The organism is Acetatifactor aquisgranensis (genome assembly GCF_943193215.1).
Taxonomy (GTDB): domain Bacteria; phylum Bacillota; class Clostridia; order Lachnospirales; family Lachnospiraceae; genus Acetatifactor; species Acetatifactor aquisgranensis.
Genome location: NZ_CALPDH010000020.1, coordinates 23,775 through 45,582 on the forward strand (window position 1 = coordinate 23,775; position 21,808 = coordinate 45,582).

33 protein-coding genes are annotated in these 21,808 nt (G+C 51.9%); all 33 read left to right on the forward strand.

Annotated elements, in window-relative coordinates; translation table 11 throughout:
- The 33 genes from NFS35_RS17145 to pelF all read left to right on the forward strand — a co-directional run bounded on the left by NFS35_RS17145 (window position 1) and on the right by pelF (window position 21,759).
- The gene (locus tag NFS35_RS17145; RefSeq protein WP_251208333.1) at window positions 1-165 is read left to right on the forward strand and encodes a hypothetical protein; all 165 of its coding nucleotides are present in this window, start codon (window positions 1-3) and stop codon (window positions 163-165) included.
- Window positions 166-514: 349 nt separating this feature from the next.
- The gene (locus NFS35_RS17150) at window positions 515-766 is read left to right on the forward strand and encodes a hypothetical protein (RefSeq protein ID WP_251208334.1); all 252 of its coding nucleotides are present in this window, start codon (window positions 515-517) and stop codon (window positions 764-766) included.
- 10 nt (window positions 767-776) lie between these two features.
- Window positions 777-1,031, forward strand: a complete 255-nt coding sequence (locus NFS35_RS17155; RefSeq protein WP_251208335.1) for a hypothetical protein — start codon at window positions 777-779, stop codon at window positions 1,029-1,031.
- Entirely contained in the window at window positions 1,028-1,411 is a 384-nt protein-coding gene (locus NFS35_RS17160) for a defense against restriction DarA-related protein (protein WP_251208336.1), read from the forward strand. Before NFS35_RS17155 ends, NFS35_RS17160 begins: the two co-directional genes overlap by 4 nt.
- On the forward strand, window positions 1,408-1,869 hold the full coding sequence (locus tag NFS35_RS17165; protein WP_251208337.1) for a hypothetical protein: 462 nt from the start codon (window positions 1,408-1,410) through the stop codon (window positions 1,867-1,869). The genes NFS35_RS17160 and NFS35_RS17165 overlap by 4 nt, the downstream gene beginning before the upstream one ends.
- Entirely contained in the window at window positions 1,866-2,360 is a 495-nt protein-coding gene (locus NFS35_RS17170; RefSeq protein WP_251208338.1) for a hypothetical protein, read from the forward strand. Before NFS35_RS17165 ends, NFS35_RS17170 begins: the two co-directional genes overlap by 4 nt.
- An 11-nt stretch (window positions 2,361-2,371) precedes the next feature.
- The gene (locus tag NFS35_RS17175) at window positions 2,372-2,551 is read left to right on the forward strand and encodes a hypothetical protein (RefSeq protein ID WP_251208339.1); all 180 of its coding nucleotides are present in this window, start codon (window positions 2,372-2,374) and stop codon (window positions 2,549-2,551) included.
- Window positions 2,552-2,561: 10 nt separating this feature from the next.
- A complete protein-coding gene (locus NFS35_RS17180; protein ID WP_251208340.1) occupies window positions 2,562-2,741 on the forward strand; it encodes a hypothetical protein in 180 nt (59 codons plus the stop codon).
- Window positions 2,738-2,932: a hypothetical protein gene (locus tag NFS35_RS17185; protein ID WP_251208341.1), complete on the forward strand. Its 195-nt coding sequence runs from the start codon at window positions 2,738-2,740 to the stop codon at window positions 2,930-2,932. The genes NFS35_RS17180 and NFS35_RS17185 overlap by 4 nt, the downstream gene beginning before the upstream one ends.
- Before the next feature lie 147 nt (window positions 2,933-3,079).
- Window positions 3,080-3,256 (forward strand): hypothetical protein, encoded by a 177-nt coding sequence (locus NFS35_RS17190; RefSeq protein WP_251208342.1) that lies wholly within the window; start codon window positions 3,080-3,082, stop codon window positions 3,254-3,256.
- Complete coding sequence (locus NFS35_RS17195) at window positions 3,253-3,561, forward strand: hypothetical protein (RefSeq protein WP_251208343.1); 309 nt, start codon at window positions 3,253-3,255, stop codon at window positions 3,559-3,561. The genes NFS35_RS17190 and NFS35_RS17195 overlap by 4 nt, the downstream gene beginning before the upstream one ends.
- On the forward strand, window positions 3,554-3,742 hold the full coding sequence (locus tag NFS35_RS17200; protein ID WP_251208344.1) for a hypothetical protein: 189 nt from the start codon (window positions 3,554-3,556) through the stop codon (window positions 3,740-3,742). The genes NFS35_RS17195 and NFS35_RS17200 overlap by 8 nt, the downstream gene beginning before the upstream one ends.
- Before the next feature lie 24 nt (window positions 3,743-3,766).
- On the forward strand, window positions 3,767-4,687 hold the full coding sequence (locus NFS35_RS17205; protein ID WP_251208345.1) for a hypothetical protein: 921 nt from the start codon (window positions 3,767-3,769) through the stop codon (window positions 4,685-4,687).
- Between the two features lie 2 nt (window positions 4,688-4,689).
- Entirely contained in the window at window positions 4,690-5,310 is a 621-nt protein-coding gene (locus tag NFS35_RS17210; RefSeq protein WP_251208346.1) for a hypothetical protein, read from the forward strand.
- Entirely contained in the window at window positions 5,303-6,079 is a 777-nt protein-coding gene (locus NFS35_RS17215) for a DNA adenine methylase (RefSeq protein ID WP_251208347.1), read from the forward strand. The genes NFS35_RS17210 and NFS35_RS17215 overlap by 8 nt, the downstream gene beginning before the upstream one ends.
- Window positions 6,080-6,101: 22 nt before the next feature.
- Window positions 6,102-6,506: a hypothetical protein gene (locus NFS35_RS17220; protein WP_251208348.1), complete on the forward strand. Its 405-nt coding sequence runs from the start codon at window positions 6,102-6,104 to the stop codon at window positions 6,504-6,506.
- Entirely contained in the window at window positions 6,499-6,942 is a 444-nt protein-coding gene (locus tag NFS35_RS17225) for a single-stranded DNA-binding protein (RefSeq protein WP_251208349.1), read from the forward strand. Before NFS35_RS17220 ends, NFS35_RS17225 begins: the two co-directional genes overlap by 8 nt.
- An 18-nt stretch (window positions 6,943-6,960) precedes the next feature.
- Window positions 6,961-8,343 carry a ParB/RepB/Spo0J family partition protein gene (locus NFS35_RS17230; RefSeq protein WP_251208350.1) on the forward strand — a complete coding sequence of 461 codons (1,383 nt, stop codon included), beginning with the start codon at window positions 6,961-6,963 and terminating at the stop codon, window positions 8,341-8,343.
- Window positions 8,340-8,597: a hypothetical protein gene (locus tag NFS35_RS17235; protein WP_251208351.1), complete on the forward strand. Its 258-nt coding sequence runs from the start codon at window positions 8,340-8,342 to the stop codon at window positions 8,595-8,597. Before NFS35_RS17230 ends, NFS35_RS17235 begins: the two co-directional genes overlap by 4 nt.
- Window positions 8,576-8,848, forward strand: a complete 273-nt coding sequence (locus tag NFS35_RS17240; protein ID WP_251208352.1) for a hypothetical protein — start codon at window positions 8,576-8,578, stop codon at window positions 8,846-8,848. The genes NFS35_RS17235 and NFS35_RS17240 overlap by 22 nt, the downstream gene beginning before the upstream one ends.
- Window positions 8,845-9,270, forward strand: coding sequence for a hypothetical protein (locus tag NFS35_RS17245; RefSeq protein WP_251208353.1), 426 nt, complete (start codon window positions 8,845-8,847; stop codon window positions 9,268-9,270). Before NFS35_RS17240 ends, NFS35_RS17245 begins: the two co-directional genes overlap by 4 nt.
- Window positions 9,267-9,416 (forward strand): hypothetical protein, encoded by a 150-nt coding sequence (locus tag NFS35_RS17250; protein ID WP_251208354.1) that lies wholly within the window; start codon window positions 9,267-9,269, stop codon window positions 9,414-9,416. Before NFS35_RS17245 ends, NFS35_RS17250 begins: the two co-directional genes overlap by 4 nt.
- On the forward strand, window positions 9,382-9,732 hold the full coding sequence (locus NFS35_RS17255) for a protein-tyrosine phosphatase family protein (RefSeq protein ID WP_251208355.1): 351 nt from the start codon (window positions 9,382-9,384) through the stop codon (window positions 9,730-9,732). The genes NFS35_RS17250 and NFS35_RS17255 overlap by 35 nt, the downstream gene beginning before the upstream one ends.
- Window positions 9,729-11,081, forward strand: coding sequence for a phosphoadenosine phosphosulfate reductase domain-containing protein (locus tag NFS35_RS17260; RefSeq protein WP_251208356.1), 1,353 nt, complete (start codon window positions 9,729-9,731; stop codon window positions 11,079-11,081). Before NFS35_RS17255 ends, NFS35_RS17260 begins: the two co-directional genes overlap by 4 nt.
- Window positions 11,082-11,102: 21 nt before the next feature.
- Entirely contained in the window at window positions 11,103-11,297 is a 195-nt protein-coding gene (locus NFS35_RS17265; protein WP_251208357.1) for a hypothetical protein, read from the forward strand.
- Window positions 11,298-11,310: 13 nt separating this feature from the next.
- Window positions 11,311-11,535, forward strand: a complete 225-nt coding sequence (locus NFS35_RS17270; protein ID WP_251208358.1) for a hypothetical protein — start codon at window positions 11,311-11,313, stop codon at window positions 11,533-11,535.
- 1 nt (window position 11,536) lies between these two features.
- Window positions 11,537-12,274 (forward strand): hypothetical protein, encoded by a 738-nt coding sequence (locus tag NFS35_RS17275; protein WP_251208359.1) that lies wholly within the window; start codon window positions 11,537-11,539, stop codon window positions 12,272-12,274.
- A 2-nt stretch (window positions 12,275-12,276) separates the two neighbouring features.
- Window positions 12,277-12,549 (forward strand): hypothetical protein, encoded by a 273-nt coding sequence (locus tag NFS35_RS17280; RefSeq protein ID WP_251208360.1) that lies wholly within the window; start codon window positions 12,277-12,279, stop codon window positions 12,547-12,549.
- 437 nt (window positions 12,550-12,986) lie between these two features.
- Window positions 12,987-15,164, forward strand: a complete 2,178-nt coding sequence (locus tag NFS35_RS17285; protein ID WP_251208361.1) for an NAD-dependent epimerase/dehydratase family protein — start codon at window positions 12,987-12,989, stop codon at window positions 15,162-15,164.
- Window positions 15,161-16,123, forward strand: a complete 963-nt coding sequence (locus NFS35_RS17290) for a hypothetical protein (RefSeq protein ID WP_251208362.1) — start codon at window positions 15,161-15,163, stop codon at window positions 16,121-16,123. The genes NFS35_RS17285 and NFS35_RS17290 overlap by 4 nt, the downstream gene beginning before the upstream one ends.
- A gap of 26 nt (window positions 16,124-16,149) precedes the next feature.
- The gene (locus NFS35_RS17295; protein ID WP_251208363.1) at window positions 16,150-18,321 is read left to right on the forward strand and encodes a hypothetical protein; all 2,172 of its coding nucleotides are present in this window, start codon (window positions 16,150-16,152) and stop codon (window positions 18,319-18,321) included.
- A 46-nt stretch (window positions 18,322-18,367) separates the two neighbouring features.
- The gene (locus NFS35_RS17300; RefSeq protein ID WP_251208364.1) at window positions 18,368-20,260 is read left to right on the forward strand and encodes a DUF2194 domain-containing protein; all 1,893 of its coding nucleotides are present in this window, start codon (window positions 18,368-18,370) and stop codon (window positions 20,258-20,260) included.
- 50 nt (window positions 20,261-20,310) lie between these two features.
- On the forward strand, window positions 20,311-21,759 hold the full coding sequence (pelF, locus tag NFS35_RS17305; protein ID WP_251208365.1) for a GT4 family glycosyltransferase PelF: 1,449 nt from the start codon (window positions 20,311-20,313) through the stop codon (window positions 21,757-21,759).
- The last annotated feature ends 49 nt before the right edge of the window (window positions 21,760-21,808 follow it).

Here is a 21,808-nt window from a genome sequence, read left to right on the forward strand (position 1 = left end):
ATGGCAAAGGTTCAAGAAGTCAAGAAAGCTATGGTTGCCCTGGGTTATCCAAAAACGGAATACATTGAGCTGGAAGAGCTGGATAACAGCAGGAGCAAAGTTATATATGACGGTCATTTTATAATCGGTATATATGACTTTGAACGCCACACATTTGTAGATTAAAGGGCCGCAAGGCCCGCCGTAATGCAGCCGTGGACGGTCACAAGCCCGTGAAAATGCAGAGTGACGGAGGAGCAGTCTTTTTACAAACATTGTCTATTTGGTGCTGTCTGACAGGTTTTCGCCCGGTTTTTAATGTGAAAATGGGGAGGCGGTTTGAGCAGGGAACGCCGGAAAATGCTCATGGTGTCCAGCAAGTTTTCTGGCTTTAGTGTGAAACCAGATAAGGGGCGGTTCTCCCCGACATTCGCGTGAACCGGCGGAACGTATGAAAGCCGCTCTATAAATTCATACCCGAATAGACAATCTTTGTAAAAGGGCTGCGCCCGATCAAAAAAGCAGGAGGTAGAACATGAAAAGGAATGAATATTTCAAAAGAGCATTGGAGCTATATGATAGCGGACAGGTAAGCGGAGAAGTTTATGATGCTATGATTATGAATGCAGATTGTTTCTGTGATGAAGATGACGAAGAGGACGAAGAGGACGGTTACGGCCTCCCCAGAACCTATGCGGAGATTGAATATGACGATTTTGACAATCCGGAGGCGATTGCAGGAGCCAGGTTTGATGATATGAACTTTACCAGGTACATGGAGAGATAAGGAGGATGGTATGGGGATTGTAAGAATAGGCAAGGTAGAGCTGACGCCGGAGGAGGCGGAGCGGTACTACCAGGAGGGAAAGTACATTGTCACATACGGATGTATCTACCAGCTTTTTTACAGTGTCGCCCAGAAAAGGGTGTATGGCACGGTGATTTATAGGCAGGCAGGCATGACGCGGAAAGGCCGGTTCTTTGCTATGGATGCGGAGACGGTGAATCACCTGGTAGGGTTCAATCTGGTAAATAAGGAGGTATTAGCATGAAGTATTACAGCACACAGAGGCCGGTTTCCCCTGGGACGTTTCCCAGGCAGGGAGCCGGGCAAATCGTGAATTTTGACAATAAGCAGTTTTGTGAGGAGATAGGGCGCGATGCCTGGGGATACATCGAGTATGAGGAGCCGCTGTCTGCAGCACAGCTGGAGGCGTATGAGCTGGTGCCGGGAGGGATGAAGAAATTCTGGTGCGTCACCACATCGGTAAATGACCGCGGCCAGGTGGCAGCAAACATCACCAATGTAATAGAGGCGGTATGCAAGCCGGAAAATTCATCAACCAGCACGAGCCGCAGGGATATTTACCAGGACTGGTTCCCTTCCCTGGAGCAGGCAGAGAAATATGTGGAGGAGGCAAGGAACGCATGAAACTTGTAATCGAGGTAAAGCGCCGGAGAATGAGCGTTACCCAGGGCACGGTGGATGTGTATGTGAACGGCCAGAAGGTCATAACCTTCGGAGACAAGATAGAGATGATTGGGGAAGGCGAGCGGTGCTATGGGGAGAATATTGGAGGGTGGGGCAGCAAAAAGCCGGATTCCTCTTTTATTGCCGGATACCTATGGCATCCCCATGATGAACTTTACAATTATAGGGAGAAAATGGAGCGGATTCTGGTGGACGGTGAGGAGCCTGGGGAATCCGCGGAAAATCGGCTTGCGGTCCTGCTGGCAAATGCGGTGGGGCTGTATGCGGAGAGGCACTCCGACAGCTACAACACCGGCGCGGAATTCTGGGAGATGCTCCTGGGAGAGCTGGGAACGGATTTTGAAGAGCTGGAGGCTCTGGGAGTGAATGTTGAGGACATGAAGGAGGCAGCGCGGTGAAGGATAGAAGGTTTTGGCCAGAACAGATTGTGGAGGCAAGGAGGCTGGCTGTCCAGGAGAAGAAACTGCTCACCAGGGAGTACGATGCGTTCTCTGATGCGGATGGTCTGCGCGTACTCTCAAAGGAAGAGCTTAAGGAATTGAAGGATAACCGGTATTCCTGCATCTATGCCGGCTGGATCACGGTCATCGAGGACTACACGGAGGAAACCGGGAAAGCCTGGGAGGTTCTCCAGGCGGTCAATGCGCGGTTCCGGGAGATGGATGCGGAAGAGCAGGCGATAGATATTCTGAATGATTTTCCGGATGTGGAGCTGGGGCTGGCAGACATTACGGACGCTTTCATTTCCTGTATGGAGGAATCCGGGCATGAATTGACGTACAGCCTGCCGACAGAGGGGAGAAACATAACATATTTCGTAGTGACAAGCCGCGCCTGCCTGGAGGATGAAAATATCCGGATGATGACGGCGGAGATGGCGATGATGTAAAGGAGGGAAACATGGATTCTTACAAGGTGCAACAACTGGAGAAGATGCTGGCACATGAAACCAGCAAGACGGAGGAGCATTATGGGGCGCGTCTGACTCACTGGTACGGAGACACCAAAGCGCTCACTATTGACGCAGGCGGTTTGAGAGCTTTGATTCGGTACTACTCAAAGCATGAGACTGAATTATAGGAGGATGGATATGGACGAAAGGGCAAAAGAACTGATTAGGAACCTGGTGGAGCTGATGCGCTCCAGCCAGCAGAGGGTGTATGATTATGAGTTTGCCGATTATCTAATGTGCAACACTGGCATCAAGCCGGAGGAGCTTGTGGAGTGCGGCATCTATGGGAGCAGACCACAGAAGGAGGAAATGGAATGAGAACCGCCGGGGAAATTATAGAGGAGATTCTGGAAAGGGATGGAGTGAGCCAGTCCGATCTGGCAGAGATGATGGATACCGACCGCAGGGCGATTTACCAGACGCTCCGGAAATGCCAGGACATCAAGTACAGCAAATTTGAGGAGATGCTGGATAAGCTGGGGTATAGAATTATGATAGAGAAAAAGTAGCAGCTGTGGGGCTGCTTTTTCTTTAATATTAAAATTCACATTTAGGCGTTGGATGTCGGCCTTTTTATTGACAAACGCCGAAAAGTGAGTTATAATACTAATATACAAAAGGATGATACAAAGAAAACTCACAAGGAGGCATCGGTTATGAGAGTAAAGGTTGGATGGATTGTAAAGGTGGCAGACATCGGAATACCGGCGAAGGTTCTGGCCGCTGGTAAAGGCAACGCGGAGCTGGAGTTTGATTTCCCGGAAGGCCGGGAGGTCTGCGAGTGTCCGTATTCGATTATCGCTGGCATCCTCTCCAGAGGGGAGGCTGCATGACAAAGCTGGAGTTTGGACGCTTGATAGAGCGTCCGCTTTCTGACGAGGATTTCCGGAAGGTTCAGCTGGTGTATATGAACACGGAGGCGATTGTGACGCCGCTCCAAATGTCGTTTATCTACCTGGTGTGGGGCGAAAAGGGGATTGATATTCTTTATTCCCTGGTGATGGAGCGTGGCAGACTGATAGAGGAGGTCGGGGAGTTGAAACGCGAGCTGTCGGATGTGAAGAAAGAAAACCGGCGGCTCCGGGAGTTTCGGGGTGTGATTTTGAAAGCATACGAGGAGGTGATGGAAGATGTATGAATATGATTATTCTGGCGATATGGAATTTTACCAGAAACAGCTTGCGGCGAAGGGCATCACCAAAGAGATGCTGAACATGGATAACTACGCAGGGCTGACAGCCAGGGAATTGCAGGGGATAGTTGACAGCGTTCGGCTGAAAAAGAAGGCCGCTACTGCCGGAGAACCGGCATCAGCATAAATTTTATTATGGAGGGCAAGACACATGGAGAAAACCTATTATTCAATCAATGAACAGACAGCGAGGACGGCAAAGCATATCAATTCTTTCAGCGAATACAAGGAAGGGAGCGCGACAGCGGAGCACCGGCACTATGTTGATAAGGTGTATGAAGTAGTGGAGCGGATCGCGGAAGAAAAGCCCCACCTTCTGGAAAAGGCACAGCGCATGGCGGAGCGTTACAGCCGGAAACTGTCTATCTACTACAACGACTACTACCGCAACGAGGCATCCTGCCCTAGCATTATGATTTCCGGCGGCGGAAACTTCCCGGTGAGGAAAAAGGAGCGGCAGAACAGCCGCAGGGAGACCCTTTTCCACGAATGGCAGTATCTGGAATCCTATGCGGAGAAGATTAAGCATCTTCTGACGATGGAACAGCCGATACTTTCCGGAGACGAGCGGGCGGTGGAGCTGCTGCAGGAAAAGCTGGACAGCCTGGTGGAGACCCAGGAGATGATGAAAGCGGTCAATGCGTATTACCGGAAGGAAAAGACCCTGGATGGGTGCCCGAACCTCACCCAGGAGGAGGTCGAAAAGCTGAAAGCAGAGATGGCCTCCTCCTGGCATTGGGGAGACGTTCCATATCTTCCTTATGAGCTTTCCAACAACAACGCCAACATCAAACGGACAAGGGACCGGCTGGAGGGCTTGAAAAAGGTAAAGGAGGCCGGAACCAAAGAGGCGGAGAATAAGTTCTGCAAGGTGGTGGAGAATACGGAGATTATGAGGCTCCAGCTGGTATTCGATGGCAAGCCGGAGGCGGATGTAAGGGCTATTCTGAGAAGTAACGGATTCAAATGGGCGCCATCGCAGGGCGCATGGCAGAGGCAGCTCACCAGCAACGCGCAGTATGCGCTTAAAAGGGTACTGGAAGAGCTGGAGAAATTAGAGGAGGCAGAGTAATCATGGAAATTAAGACAATGGCCGGATGGCATGAGTTTGCTGAAAAGAACAGCAACGGCAGCTGGGATAAATACTGCAAACCTGGAGACCTGGTAGGCGAGGATGTATACGATTACTTCCTGGATGTCTTGCCTCCCCGGAGCATGGAGAGGGGCTATCTCCAGGTAGGGGAGCCGCACAGCCACCAGGCGAACATAATAACCAGGAAGTGGCAGGCCACCTACGCGACATTCCGCAGGGTGGAGAAGGGAATCTGGATGTACTGTGGTAACTGTTTTGCAGGAATGACCTGGGATGCAGATGCTGCAAGCAGCTCCCTGGAGGGATTTCTGAAAGTCACCTACCGCATAGAAGGGAGCCAGAGGATATGCAGGCCGCGCCTTGTCTGCAAGGACGGATTTTCAGTGTCCGTCCAGGCAGGGGAAGATTTCCAGTGCGCTCCCAGGGAGCATAGGCCGGACGGTGATTATGAATCTGTCGAGCTGGGGAATCCTTCCGGACTGGAGGAGCTGCTGGTACCCTATGCAGAGGATAAGGACAATCTGCTGAAAACAGCATATCCGTATGTGCCGGTGGAGCTGTTGAAGGTAGTCATCGAGGTACACGGAGGACTTTATGGATAAGGTTCTAAACTATCCGGGGGCAAAGTGGAGCCTGGCAGAGAAAATCATTCCATACATACCCGATCATCATTCGTACCTGGAGCCGTTTTTCGGCTCCGGTGCGGTGTTTTTCAGCAAAGAGCCAAGTCGGATAGAAACAATAAATGACCTGGACAGCAACGTGGTAAATCTGTTCGACTGCATCCGAAGGGAACCGGAGCGTCTGGCGGCAACGGTCATGGCAACGCCATACAGCCGGGAAATGTACGACCGTACATTTAATGCACTCATGGATGACAGCCAAGACAGTTGCCAGAGGGCGGCGGATTTCCTTGTTTCATGCTGGCAGACACATGGATTCCGGGTAAACAAGTATAGAGTTGGATGGAAGAATGATGTGCAAGGGAGGGAGAGGATGTACGCGCTCTGGAGCTGGTACAACCTTCCGGAGAAAATCATCGCGGTAGCGGAGCGCCTGCGCCAGGTTCAGATAGAGAACCGGCCGGCCCTGGAAGTCATCGGGCGGTTTAACAGCGAGAATGTGTTTATGTACCTGGACCCACCGTATGTTCTGAATACCAGGAATGGAAAGCAGTATGCGTTTGAGATGACGGATGCCGACCATGCAAAGCTCCTGGAGACGATATGCAGTACCAGGGCAAAGGTAATGATAAGCGGATATGAGAACGTCTTGTATGAGGAGTTCCTGGCAGGGTGGAAAAAGGTTACGTTCCCTTCTAAGACCGCATACGGCGCAAAGAGGGTAGAGGCAATATGGATGAATTATTAAGATTCAGAGAAGGAGGCAGGTAATGAGTTGCAGGTACAAGAATGAGTGTCCGAGTTACAGTGGATGGTGCGATGGGCCAAAGCAGGATTTCTCCCGATGCGTGGAGTTTCTGATAACTGCCTATGAGAATGAAAAGGCCAGGGGAAAGGCGGGGGAGCCGCAGGAGATTCAAAAGGAATCCAGCCATTTCTTTTACGTCATCGAGGCCGGAAGGAACCATGTAAGAAAGTATGTCAGCAAGGATTTTCCGCGTGTGTTCCAGTACACAGTCAAGTTAAGCAAAGCCAGGAGATTTGAGACGGAGGAGAGAGCCTGGGAGTTTATCCGGGGGTTCAATGATTATGGGAAGTTTCTGATAGTGCAGCCGGTTGTGAGAAAAGTATGCAGGACGTTTTCTATCGTCCAGGAAGGAGAAGGAAATGAATAAGGTTATTTTGATTGGGCGCCTCACACGCGACCCAGAGGTTAGGTATTCGCAAGGCGAGACCAGTATGGCGATTGCCAGGTACACGCTGGCAGTAGACCGCAGAGGCAGGAGAGAAGGTGAACAGTCAGCAGATTTTATCTCCTGCAAGGCGTTTGGGAAAGCTGGGGAGTGGGCGGAAAAGTGGCTGCGGAAGGGGATTAAGATTGCCATTACCGGCCGCATCCAGACCGGCAGCTACACCAACAACGAAGGGCAGAAGGTCTACACAACGGACGTTATCATCGAGGAGCAGGAGTTTGCGGAAAGCAAGGCCGCAAGCGAGGGCAATATCCAGAGCCAGGGACAGAGCCAGGGGCGGCAACAGCCTTCCCAGGCAGGGGACGGCTTTATGAGTATTCCGGACGGTGTTGATGATGACGAATTGCCGTTCAACTAAAAAGCGAGGAGGGAAATCATGGAAAACGGTAACATTGTAAATATCAAGGCGGAGCGGATCATGGCGCACCCGAACAATCCACGGAAGAACCTGGGGGATTTGTCGGAGCTGGTGGAGTCTATCAAGATTCATGGAATCATGCAGAATCTCACGGTGATTCCTCTGGAGGATGTAGACCCGGACGCTGCCATAGGCCAGGAAGAGGAGAAGTATGTCACCCTTATAGGGCATCGCCGGTTTGCTGCAGGTTCCCAGGCCGGGGTGACGGAGTTCCCCTGCAAGATAGCAAAGGGGCTTTCGGAGCGTGAGCAAATGTCTATCATGCTGGAGGAGAATATGCAGAGGGCAGACCTCACTATCTGGGAGCAGGCAAATGGTTTCCAGATGATGTTAAACCTGGGGGAGACAGAGGAAAGCATCGCGGAAAAGACCGGATTCTCCAAAACAACGGTACGGCATCGGCTGAACATCGCAAAGCTGAACCAGGACATTTTAATGAAAAAGGAGAAGGACGAGGCTTTCCAGCTTTCCTTGTCTGACCTCTATGCCCTGGAGCAGATTGAGGACATCAAGATTAGAGATAAGATTCTGAAAGAGGCATCCAGCTCCAGGGATTTAGTCTGGAAGGCGAAGAACGCGGCGGAGGAAATCCACCGGGATAAGGTGGCGGCGCAGATTATAGAGCTGCTGGAGGCAGCCGGCATCGGAGCGGAACCGAAGGAGTACGAGAAGGACCGGTATTCCGGCAAGTGGGTGACTGTGGAGTATATCAGTACCGAAAAGGCGGCTCCTAAGAGAATCAGCAAAAAGAAGTTTGAGGGATGCTTTTACCATAAGTCCTACCGTACAGTGGACATTATCCGGAAAAGGGATAAATCCAGTGAGCCGATGACCGAGCAGGAGCGCGTCCAGAAGGAGAAGGAGAAAAACAAGAAAACCATCAAGGCGATTGCAAAGGAGATGACAGCCCAGAGGAAAAGTTTCATCCTCAATGCCATAGCCGGGAAGATTGAGCCGCTGAAAGATACGGAGGAGGTTATCAAGGAATTATGGGGCGTGGTTGTGGATGCCTGCGGCTACATGAATAAGACTACTCTCATGGCGTTTCTGTCTGATGCAAAGGACTGGTGGAGCATGACAGACGAGGATAAGGAGAAGTGCCGGGATAAATTCCAGAAATTGAGCATTGTGCATCAGCTGATGATTGGCGCGTTCTGTGCCACCAGTGGCAGTGATTTTGTGGAGTGGGATGGAGCGTACAAAGCAGAAACCGGAGAGGTCATCACGCGGTTTACGGAAATCCTGGCCAAATATGGGTTTTCTTATGCGGAGGAGGAGCAAAACAAGGTGATGGAAGGCTCCCATGAGTGCTATGCCAAGAAGGGGGAGCCTGCATCGTGAACAACACTGACAATTCGGAAATGACGGTTGAAAAGCTATACAACCTTCTACGCAACGTGGTAGATGCAGGGTACGGAAATCTTCCGGTAAGAATCCAGGAGGATGCCCTGCATGATGATAGCATCACGTTTTACTATTATGGCGATGATAAGCGGATGGAGATTAAAGGGATGCTGTATAACCATCCGCAGTATGAAAAATTAAATAGGTTCAAGGAGGATGTGGAAAAGGCATGGGAAGAACTGATGACATGAAAAAGATTTTTACGATGCCGCCGGGCAAAGCGGAGTATGAGTATGTTGTGAAGTGCCAGTTTTGCCACCAGGCATACAGAATCGATATGAACAGCGATTTGTATTATCGGCTGGATAGGTTCCTGGAAGGAGAAGGTCATGCGGAGGAAATGCTGCATGACCTCCCGGCGGAAGTCCGGGAAATGTTCATAAGCGGAATGTGTCCGGAGTGCTGGGAAAAGACATTCAGTGGAGAGGAGATGGAGGAATGAGAAAGAGATACTGCAAGGGGAGATATTATAAGGCTGGTGCTTACCATGATTTTCAAATTGGGAAATTCCACCAGTGGGGCAGCAACTATGAGGAGTTTGAGAATGGCGCAGGTAATTATTCTGTGGCTATCGTAGAGCTGCCGGACGGAACCGTTGTTATGCCGGTGGCTGATGATATATGTTTCCTGGAGGATGAAACAATAAATAAGCTCATAGAGGAGTGCGCGTGTAATGAAAACCTGGCATTCACGATGGCAGGAGCCAGGGATATTTTGAACCGGTATAGAGATCATGTCTGTATGACGATGCTGGGGGTGACTGGAGCGGAAGAAAGCAAAATGATGTATTCTCTGTTCAACGCCCTCAAAATGGGGGAGAACGCGCTGGATAAGCTGATAAAGCAGAGGGAGGAGGCAGAATGAAAAAGGTATGCCCGGAGTGCCAGAAGGTATTCGTGACGGAGCTGACGGATAAAGTCTACTGCTCCAGAAAATGCTCTGTGAAGATGCGGAAACGCGGAAGGAGGAGACGTAATGCTGATATTGCCTATAAAGAAAAAATGGCTTGACATGATTCTGACCGGGGAAAAGAAAGAGGAGTACCGGCAGATAAAGTCCTACTGTACGGTCCGGATTGTCCACTGGCTGGGGTTCCCGGACAGTGAGACGGATGTGGTGATGGAGCTGTTAAGGGAAAAGCGGACAGAAAAGGAGCTGCCGGTCATCCTGCAAAATGGGTACGGAGCTGATGCACCGGAGGTAGAAGTCATGTGTACGCTTTCCATCGGTACCGGCAAGGAGGAGTGGGGCGCGGCTCCTGGCAAGGAATATTTCCGGTTTCATATCGAGAAGGTATCAAAGTTTATGGGAGCTGATGTAGTATGAAGGGGCAAATGAGCCTATTTGAGGGAACGTTCATAAAGGATGCAGACTGTACAAAGGATACGCCGGTTGTCAAAGGAAAGCCGGATGTGCCTATTTACGGTCAAGGCATCGGAATAAGGCCGGCGGTTCCAGGGCGGCAGGATTCAGACCATTTCAAGCGGATATATCTGGAAGAATTGCTGCCGCTGGAGGAATATGACCTGGTGGCGGTCCTCTTATCCGGAGGGAAAGACAGTATCGCATGCTATTACAAATTGTTGGAGCTGGGAGTGCCGAAGGGAAAGATAGAGTTCTGGCACCACGATATAGACGGAGGGCATCCATGCAGGCGTATGGACTGGAGATGCACCCACAATTACGTCCGATCATTCGCAGAGGCGGAAGGAGTGCCGCTCCGGTTATCATGGAGGGTAAACGGATTTTTCGGGGAGCTGTATAGAGTAGGGGCGAGCGAGCCGGTGGAATGGCTGGAGCCGGAGACCGGGGAGGTCATACGCTGCAAGCTGTCACAGAACTATATCAAGTGCCAGGAAATCAAGGAAAAGGCAACGGACGATATGGAGGAGGAGCTGAAAAAGCTGGGGTACAGAATGAAGTTCCCGGCAAAGACCGGAGATTTGAGCCGCCGGTGGTGCAGCGCATATCTGAAAATCATGGTGGCCGATACTGTGATGTCCAATCTGTCAAGGTTGAAACAGCTGGAGGAGCTGGGAGGCAAGCGCCACATGTTCCCGGCCAAAGGAGGGACCCACCAGGGAAGATGGTGCAGCGGAAATCTGAAAGCTGCCGTGCAGGACAGCGTGACGTCAAACCTGGAAAAGACCAGGGCAAATGTGAAGGTTCTGGTGGTGTCTGGGGAAAGGCGTGGGGAATCTTCCGGAAGGGCGAAGTATAACGAGATGGAGATACACCGGACTAATGCGGAGGCGAAGGCTCACCGGTTAGTCCACCAGTGGAGGCCGGTCATTGATTATTCGGAGAAGGATGTCTGGGAATTGCTGAAGAGGCACAACGTAAATCCTCACCCTTGTTACCGGGCAGGATGGAACCGGTGCAGTTGCGCGATGTGCATCTTCTCTACTCCCAAACTGTTTGCAGGCATCCGGGAGCTGTACCCGGAGGACTATGCGCTGTTAAGGCAGGACGAGAGGATTCTGGGATTTACCCTGGACAATAAATGCGATCTGGATACGTTCGTGGGAGACGCGGAATCATGCGTGTATCACGGAGACCTGGAGGCAATACATAGCCTGGTGACTGGAGAATTTACGGTTGATGATGTGTATGTAAAGGGAAAATGGATGTACCCTGCCGGAGCTTTTCATGGGGCAGAGGGCGGGCCGTGCTGATTAAGGAAGGAGGGAAAGAGAGTGGTTCCGGAACATATATTGCAGAAGGCAATAGCCCACAATGCCGTATGCGATAAGCTAAGGGCAGAGGGGTATTCCATACAAGGGTGCGGTAATGATTTCAGTAAGTGCTATTTCTCAAAGGGAAAAGCTCCGCATCAGAAGATAGTGGGATATATAGACGCAAAGACACTGGAAATAGTATGGATAGATTGATTGGAGGTATATTATGGCAAAGATAGCGATTGAAGTTCGGGATGACTGCCGGAAGTGTCCGTGTTTCATAAAGGCAAACGCAAGTGTAGGACCGGATGAAAAGATATTCTACTTGTGCAGGGCATTTTCCCGGATATTGGACATCGGCGTGAATGGACGTGGCGAAGTGAAAGAAGTAAGCAGATGCGCGGAATGTGAAGAGGCGGAAGTATTTGATAAGCAGAAAGAGGAGGAGTGATATGTATTATCCGGATGATTTTTATAATGAGCCGTCTGAATTTGATATGCAGGTGGAGGAGTTCAAGGAGAGCCTGGCAAAGTCGATAAAGAGTGACTTCCTGGAGGAAATGGAGCGGCTGAAAGCCGAGAACCGGAAACTCCAGGGAATCAAGGAGAATTTCGAGCAGGTAAAGAGGGACTATGAACGCAAAAAGCAGGAATGTGAGAGGGTGATGCGCGAGGCAGAGAACAAAGCAAAGCGTATGAAGGTAGAGGAGATGCTGGAGCAGTTCAAGACAATCTTCTGGAGGGTGGATTGGGAATACCTATATGGGCCGAAGTGCGATAAGTGCGATAAAGACCGGAGAATCGAGATAACCCTTCCGTCCGGGAATACGGTCAAAGACGAGTGCGAATGTGAAAAAGGCAGAGTACAAGTCATGGTTCCAGAAAAAATGGTGCGATACGAGCTGGCAGATCGGGATAGCGGAGTCTATGCCTGGTACTGCGCTTGTGGCAAAGAAGGGGAGAGATACTATAAACTGGATTATGTGTATACCGTATGCGCAAAGGGAAATTTGGTGGAGCCTGGCACAAGTTATGATGTGCTGGAGAAACGAGAGAACCAGAGGGACCTTTTGTTCTCCACTAGGGAGGAGTGCCTTGCATATTGCGAATATCTGAATGAAAAGAACCTGGTACCCACCGATGCAATCTATAAGCGCGATGGAACAGTCTGGAAAAGTGAGGAGGAGTGACAATGGGGAAAATCAAAGGGTTCCTGCTGAACCGCAAGCAGTATGACCGCATCCGGAAAATGGATCACTGTCAGATGACATTATGGGCGGAGAGTGTATATAAATCCGGATTCAAGGACGGCCAGGAGGCAACGCCAGGGCTTACCAGCCAGGAGATAAGGGATGCCTTGCAGCCAGTGAAGGGCATCGGGGCAAAGAGACTGGATACCATAGTGGAGGCGTTATCCCTGGCACTGGAGGAAAAAGGAAAGGCAGGAGGAAAAACGTGCGATTAGGTGAAGAATGTCCGTATATTACACCGTGCGGATGGTGCAGCCGGAAGGACGCCCCCTGCGATGCTGGGAAAGGACGTAAAAGAACAACATCCGGGCCTCCCAGAATCCCGGCTCCTCCGAGACCTGGAGAAGAAAAAGGAATGCCAGAAAAAATGATTGCATCCATCCAGGGCTGATGTTAAAATGAAATTAAGCTATACCTTACAAAGGTGCGAATTTAATGATACTGTGCATCATAGGGGATGCCATGCTCGTCCAATGATGAGAGGAGCGGAGCTGACGAAAATCTTGACTTTTGATCACAAAGCGGTATAATTTAAAATGTAGCAGAATTGAATGAGAGGTAGACTTGTCTGCGTTTTGGAAGAGCATGGACATGTAAATAAGTGCTAAAATAAGAATACAGGAAATCAGGATACATAAAGAGGGACAGGAAAATGGTTGTATTGTTGGTAGGAGGCGGCAGCGCGCTGATGAACGCGCTGATTGACAAACTGAATAAAAACGGCCACCGGGTCTATCTGCTGACAGGACAGAGGGAGAACCGCTCCTCCTACCGGCATGTATTTGAAAAATATAATTTCCCCTATGACAGCGGGAGCGTCAAGGACATTCTGGAGAGCGTGAAGCCGGATGTGACAGTGTTCACAGGTGCTTATGACACGAATTTTGACTGGGAGACGCCCAGACAGGACGGAGTGCGCTATATGGCGGGGCTCATGAATATCCTTTCCGCATACAGCGTGCTGAAAAAAGGGCGCTTTCTGTACTTTTCCTCCCAGGAGGTGTTCGGCGGCTCCTATATAGACGACATCAAAGAAGATGAGCCCGCGGCTCCCAAAGGGTTCCGGGCCATGGCTCTGGCCCAGGGGGAGGAAATCTGCGCGAATTTCCGGAAGACCCAGGGCACGGACACGGTGATACTGCGTTTTGACCGTCTGTATTGGGTTCCGGGCAAGGGAGAGACGGAAGATAACCCGTGCTTTCGGATGTGCCTGGAGGGACTCAAGACCGGGAAGATTTCCGCCAATGAAAGAAGAGTCTTTTCCATGATTTATCTCAACGATGCGGTGGAGCACATTTACGGGCTGATTTGCGCGGAAGCGCCGAACCATTCCTGCTATCATATTTCATCCGCGGAGGAGATAGGGGAGGCGGAACTGGCGAAGCTGATTCAGGAGGAGCTGGGCTCCGGCGTCCAGGTGGCGGACAGCACGGTGGGTGCGGGAAACCGTCTCGTCTTAGACGGCAGCCGGTATGCGGGGGAATTTAATCAGAAAATATTCAATCATTATGACACGACGGCGAAAAGGATTGCCGGTTTCATGAAACGCCACAGCGCGTCGTTCATCACGGAGGAGGACGCGGGGGGAGGTCTGGCCGTAAAGGCCTGGAACAACAGCCGCAGAATCTTCAGGGTGGTATTTCCGTTCATCGAGAATCTCATTTGCTTTATCCCTTTCTTTCTGCTGAGCCGGATGACGGCAGACAGCGACTTTTTTGCCAGGCTGGATTTCTTTCTGCTGTATGTGCTGCTGTTCGCGGTGGTCTATGGGCAGCAGCAGGCGATTTTTTCCGGTTTCCTGGCGGTGATAGGCTATATTGCGGGACAGATGCGGACAGAGTCCGGTTTTGAGGTGCTGGTGGATTACAATACCTATGTGTGGATGGCCCAGCTGTTCATCGTGGGACTGGTGGTGGGCTATCTGAAGGACCAGCTGCGGTTCATCCAGAATGAGAACAGGTCAAGGATGCAGTATCTCCACGGGCAGTTGTCGGATATTGAGGAAATTAATGACAGTAATGTCAGAATGAAGCATAATTTCGAGGCCCAGGTGGTCAACCACAAGGACAGCCTGGGGAAGATTCATGAGATTACCTCCACGCTGGAGCAGTATGAACCGGAAGAAGTGCTGTTCTACGCGGCACAGGTGCTGGCGAGGGTGATGGAATGCGGGGACGTGGCTGTCTACACGGTGGCCAATGGCGACTACGCGAGGCTGTTCTCCTCTACGTCTCCGGATGCCCGCAAGCTGGGCAACTCCATCAAATATACGGCCATGGAAGAGCTGTACGGAGAACTGAAAGAGGGGCGGGTCTACATCAACCGGAAGATGGAGGATAAAATGCCCATGATGGCCAGCGCCGTCTATTCGGAGGACAAAATGCAGCTGATCCTGATGCTGTGGGGCATTCCCTGGGAGCGCATGACGCTGGGGGAGGCGAACCGCCTGACAATCGTGGGCTCTCTGATTCAGAACGCAGTGGTGCGGGCGAACCGCTATCTGGAAGCGCTGCGGAACCGCCGCTATGTGGAGGGGACGAACGTGCTGGACGAAAGTGCGTTCACGCTTTTGGAGAGGGCTTTTTTCAATGCCAGGGAGAAAGGGCTGACAGAGTATGTGCTGCTTGAAATCCTGACAGAGGGAGAGCACTACGAGAAAGCGGCCGCTATGCTGGGCGGATTTATACGGCAGACCGATTATCTCGGCATCCTGAAAGGGGGCAGGCTCTGCGCCTTGCTGTCCAACACGAATACGGAGAATGTGGGCGGCATCATGGAGCGTTTCCGGAACGCGGGCTATGAGTGCAGGGTAGAGGAGGCAGTGCTATGACGTTGGCGTTAGACGAGCGGATTTTTGTGATAATCCTCATCGTGAACCTGATCGTGTCGCTGGTCTATCTGCTGGCGGGAATTTTATTCCTTGTGCCTGCGCACGCCGCGGTGGAGGATAAGGACGGCGCCGAAGTCCTGTATGACAACAGGAGGACATATCTGCTTCGGTTCATCGTTATGATATTGTGCCCGGTCATAGGGCCGGCGTTCTTTTTTTCAGGGCACCTGTTTTATCTGGTGGTATTCTGGAAAGATGTGGATCTGGCGGATGTGATATTCAGCAAGGACCGGGTGCGGACGCATATGAAAGCGGACGAGGAGAGGGAGAGGGATATCATCCCGCTGGAGGAGGCGATTCTGGTAAATGAGAAGAAGAATCTGCGCATGGTGATGATGAACGTGATCAAGGAGGACTTCAGCAACTGTCTGGCTTCCATCACGCTGGCGCTGGACAGCGAGGACTCCGAGGCGTCCCATTACGCGGCGGCGGTTCTGTCCGATGAACTGAATAAATTCCGTATCTATGTGCAGAGGCTGTGGAAGCAGATTCAGGAGGAGGACGCCGGGCAGACGGAATGCGAGGAGATGCTGTTGGATTATATGGACGGCATCCTGAAACAGCACATATTTTCGGCTAATGAGCAGCGAAAATTCGTGAGCATCCTCACAGGCGCGGCAGAATCCCTCTATGGGAAGGATTCCGCCAGGTTCACGCTGGGGTGGTATGAGGAAGTATGCCTGCGGACGCTGGAGGTAAAGGACTTTGAGTCCTGCGCAAAGTGGTGCGGGCGGCTGGCGGAGCAGTTCCCGGAGGAGCTTCCGGCCTATACCTGCAGGCTGAAGCTGCATTTCGCGAGGCAGGACAGAAAGGCCTTCTTTGATACGCTGGAATCTTTGAAAAAGTCCGCTGTGGTGATTGACAATGAGACATTGGAACTGGTTCGGATTTTCAGCTGAGGTTACGGAAGGGCATGGGAAACGATATGTCAATGACAATGCTTACCATTTTTCAGATATTGGGTGTATCGGCGGCATACCTGGGGGTGACGCTGGGGCTGCCATGGCTGTTGCTGCGCAGGAAATTCGGGCATATGAGGACGCCTGCAAGGTTCATGGCATATAGCATAGCAGGCAATTTCTACTGTATGAACCTGGTGCTTTTGCTCCAGCTTCTGCATTTATCGAACAGGGCGACTCTGGTCATCGGGACATTGATTCCTTTTTTCGCTGCAGCGGCAGGGAAGTACAGGAATTCATTTTTGTCGGCGCTGGAGCGCAGGACGGATGGGCTCAGGATTGTCTTGGAGGGCAAGATGGGCGCGAAAACTTTCATGCTGCGCCTGGGGAACAGAATCGGAAAGCTGTCTTCCGGCTGGCTGGGGAAATGGCTGGCGCCTCGCTGGATGGACGCGCTGCTGACGCTGGGGGTGGCGGGACTGGTACTGTATATGTACGGAACGAACACGGTCAGTATCTATGGGTACTGTACATCCGACATGACAGTACACAATTACTGGATCAACTCCATGACGGATAACCGTATTTTTGTAAACGGCGTATATCCCTTTGGCTTCCACTGCCTGATATACTATCTGCATGAGGTGTTCGCGATTCCTGTCTATGTGCTGCTGCGGGTATTTGCCCTGGTACAGGTCCTCATGATTCATCTGGTGCTGCTGGCGTTTCTGAAGATGGTCTGTAAGTCGAAATATACGCCTTATGCCGGGGTGGTGGTTTACATAACATCGAATATATTCTACCAATATACCTATTTAAGGTATTTCGCGCCGCTGCCACAGGAGTACGGCTTGATTTTTATTCTTCCTTCTGTCTGGTTCGCAATCGCTTTTCTTCAGGAGAAAGAGTATCTGTCCAAACACTCTTTGATTCTGTTCACAGCCAGCATTTCCCTGACGCTGGCCGTCCACTTCTACGATACCATGATAGCGGGGCTGTTCTGTGCCGGAATCGCGGTTGGATTCTGCTTTCGCTGCCTGCGCTGGCGGTATCTGAAATGGCTCCTGCTGGCGGGGGCCACAGGTGTACTGATTGCTGTGCTGCCCATGGCGGCGGCTTATGCGACGGGGACGCCTCTTGAGGGCTCCCTGTACTGGGGAATGAACATGGCCTCTTCTGAAAGTGAGATAGATACTGAGAAAGAAAGGGCAGACGCGCAGAAAGGTGAGAAGGCGCAGGATACGGAAGGAAAGGCCGGATCGGAGGGAAAACCGCTTGGTATCGTGGACACGGTCCTGGGAGAACTGCGCTATTATGTGACGAACGACAGCATAACCGCGGCTGGATTTATGCTGGGCAGTGTGGGAGCGCTGTTTGTTCTGGGGCTTCTGTGGTATATCCTGCGCAGGCCGGATTATGGGGCGGTAATGGTGGCCGTGAGCGTGCCCATGGGGATTCTCTGTCTTCTTCAGGCTTCCATAAAGCTGGGTCTGCCGCAGGTGATGGACGTTTCGCGGTACTCCATTTATATCGGGTACGGAATGGCAATTGTGTGGAGCCTGTGCCTGGACGGAGTGGTGTATCTGCTGTTTCTGGAGCGGCGGGGAATCAATTTCGGCGGCCTGGCGGCGCTGGCAGCTGCCTGCTCTGCGGTAGTGATGACGGGCGTGAGGACGCCTGTCCGTCTCAGCGCCTGTGAGACCAATGGGGCGATAATCTGCCTGACGAATATCATGAGAGAAAACAGGGACGCCTCCTGGACGATATGTTCGGCAAATGACGAACGCCAGATGATGGGAGAAAGCGGATACCATTATGAGATGATTGAGTTCCTGCGGGTGCTGGAGGAGATGGACGAGGATACGAGCCTGACGATTCCCACGGATGTGGTGTACTTTTTCGTTGAGAAGAAGCCGGTCTATTACCAGGATATCATGAGCGCCATAAGACCTGGATGGGAGGTTTCCCCGGCGGACGCCAGGAAGCCTTTATCCACGGAGGGAGGAATCGAACCATATATAAAAGGTGAAAGGCTGGTGACCATGTCCCATATGTATTACTGGGCGCAGGCATTCCGGGAACTGTATCCCAATGAGATGGAAGTGTATTATGAGTCGGACGAGTTCATCTGCTACCGCATACGCCAGGACGTATACAATTTATATAATTTTGCGATAGATTACGGCTATAACCAATAAGAACTGCGGAAATTGGCAGGAACGGAACGAAAATGGAGAGTATGACATGATATCACGCCGGAATTTTTTTTCGATTACCATACTGATGGTTACAATGCTGTTTTTGTGCATGTGCCTCAATAACCTGAAGGACAGCTGGAATGATTACGCGGTGAACAGGTATACGGAGACGGCGGAGAATTATCCTTCAAATATCAATGTCTATGTGCCGGATGGCTCCCGGGAGAAAGACCCAAAGGAGCAGGCGGCAGAGACCGACAGGGGGGAGACTGTTTCTGACCGGGACAGGGTGGTCTGCATCGGCGACATGAATCAGTTATCCATGAGCGCGGCGGAGGCCTGGGTCACTTATACGAAGCGGGACATCGCCGGATATCCCGCGCTGCCCGCCTATGAGAGCGTCTGGAACGAAGAGGATCTTCCGGAGATGCTGGTGCTGGATTCCGCCTGTGTGGACTGGGAAGCCGGGGAAGAAATCGATTTTCTGAATACATGCCTGGAGAAAGGGGTTCATCTGGTATTCTGCAATCTTCCGGATGTGTCCGTCATAAAAGAGAACGGACAGGCGAGGGAGCTTTTCGGCATACAGAAAGTGCTGGAGGATGAGATTACTGTGACCAATCTGTATCTTCGGGAGGGCTTTTTGCTGGGAGGACAGACTTTTTACCGGGAAAAGGCGGGTTCGGACGCGGATACGATGCTGCCGGGCAGCGGGGCCTTTCCGGGGGATAGGACCTTTCCCTGGTATATTCCGGCTTCGGGGACAAAGGTCTATATGAAAGGAGCCCCGGAGGGGATGGACATGGACGAGGAGCAATGTCCGATTGTCTTATGGAGGAAAAGTTTCGGGACGGCTTACGTGTTCGCTGTGAACGGCGGACTGATGGAGGGACCGGAGGGAATAGGCATCCTGTCTGCCATGTCGGCGGAGATGCATTCCTATGAAATCTATCCGGTGCTGAATGCCCAGAATATGATTCTGACGGGCTATCCCAGCCTGGCGGACGAAAACGCGGCTGAGATGGAACGGCTTTACAGTCGCTCTGTAAAGCAGGTGTTCCAGGAAATCCTCTGGCCCAATATCCTGATGGCCCTGCAGAAGCAGAACTATAAGGCCACCTGTATGCTGACGCCGCAGTACGATTATTCGGACGATAATCCGCCTGACGGCAGGCAGCTGGAATATTATCTCAAAGTATTCAATGAGCGGGCGGTGGAGACGGGATGGTCGGCCCGGAACATGTCAGGTATCTCCCCGACAGAGAAGCTGGAGGAGGATTACAGGTTTTTCCAGGATGTGCTGGGAGGATACGATATAGCGTCCTTTTATGCGGGAGGACTGGAAGATGAGCAGATGGCGGAGGCGCTGGAGGCACAGCTGCTGGCGTCTGCCAAAACCGTTGTCAGGGATTACGATGAGACGGAGAGCGGTCCGGTAGGATTCCTGTCGGAGAATGTGACGGCCCAGAGTATATTAGGTGACGGCTTGGAGTATACGTATAAGAACGATTTCCGCTATAAATGTATGGAAACCGCGCTGGGATATTTCAGTGTGTCATTCGACATGTCCCGGGTGGCGTATCCGGATGACGATAAAAGCGCGTGGGAGCAGCTGTCCCGGAGCCTGGCGACTACAATCGACACCTATGGACGGCTGTTTCGGGGGTTTGCAAGAACCACCGCGGCGGAATGCGATATGCGCATCCGGCAGTTCCTGGCGCTGGATTACAGCGACAGCCGGACGGACGATCGGATTCGTCTGCGGACAGAGGGAATTGACGGACCGGCCTGGTTCATTCTGCGCACGCACAATGAAGCCATCCGGGAGATGGAGGGCGGCAGCTGGCAGGAGCTGGAAGAAGGAGCTTACCTGATTGAGGCGGCACAGAGCGAAGTCACGCTGACGCTGGAGCCGGCGGACGAGAGGCTTTACAGATAGATGGCTGCGGAACAGATTGCCGCAGGCGACGATTGGATAGGAGAGATCAGATGAGGGTCTGTATAATAGTGGAAGGCTGTTATCCGTATGTGACCGGCGGCGTGTCCAGCTGGGTGCACGGGCTCATTCAGTCTTTTCCGAAAGTGGAGTTCGTTCTCCAGACGATTATCAGCGCCAGGGAGCAGAGCGGGAAATTCGTGTATAAGCTGCCGGAGAATGTGACGGAGGTACATGAATTGTATCTCCAGGATGTGGACTGGGACAGGAACAGGAAAGGCTGGCATAAGTATGAGCTGAACAGACAGGAATGCGCCGCGCTGCGCAGCCTGGTGCTGAACCGGCAGGTGGACTGGGATACCCTGTTCGAGCTGTTCCAGAACAAAAGGGTTTCTCTGGATAAGCTGCTGATGGGGGAGGATTTCCTGAAGATTGTCAGGGAATATTATGACTTGCATTACAGCCAGCTGGTCTTCTCGGATTTCCTCTGGACCATGCGTTCCGTGTATCTGCCGCTGCTGTTCACTTTGAAAATGAAACTGCCGAAAGCGGATCTGTATCATTGTGTGGCCACTGGCTATGCGGGCGTGCTGGGCAGCATGGGCAAATCTCTCTATGGCGGCCGGTTGCTGATATCGGAGCATGGAATCTATACCAGGGAGCGGGAGGAAGAACTGCTCCGGGCGGAATGGATAAAGGGCGCTTACAAGAATGTATGGATCGATCAGTTCCGCAAGATGTCCACCCTGGCTTATGAGAGGGCGGATCTGGTCACCAGCCTGTACGAACATGCCAGGGAGCTGCAGATTGAGCTGGGCTGTCCTGTGGAGAAGACCATGGTCACGCCCAATGGCGTCTCAGTGGATCATCTGCAGAATCTTCCCGGCAAGACAAAGGAAGATGAGGGAAAGTTCAATATCGGAGCCATCCTGCGGGTGACGCCCATCAAGGACGTGAAGACCATGATACAGGCTTTCAGCTTCGCGAAAGAGCGGGAGCCCAGGCTGAAACTGTGGATTATGGGGCCCTGTGACGAGGAGAAGGAATACGCGAACGAGTGCTTCGAGCAGGTGGAAGCCCTGGAACTGGAGGACGTGGTCTTTACCGGCAGGATTGATATCAAGGACTACCTGGGCAGGATGGACGTGACAATTCTGACCAGTATCAGCGAGGGGCAGCCTCTGACGATTCTGGAGAGCTACGCGGCCCGTGTGCCGGTGATCGCCACGGATGTAGGCAACTGCTTTGGCCTGATTTACGGAGAGAGCGACGACTTCGGGGCGGGAGGGATTCTGACCCATATCATGAATGTGGAGGAGATTGCCCAGGCCATGGTGGACATGGCGCGGAACGAGCCCGTGCGGCTGCAGATGGGGGAGAGCGGCTACAAAAGAGTGATGTCCGGTTACCGGATTGAGCATATGCGGGCTAAATACCGCGGGATATACGAAGATTTTGCGGACAGCCTTGATGTTTGGCTGGAATGCATGGATGAGGGATAGGATATCCGGGCAGGATTATACGGACCGCTTTAAGGAGAAAGGACGAAAC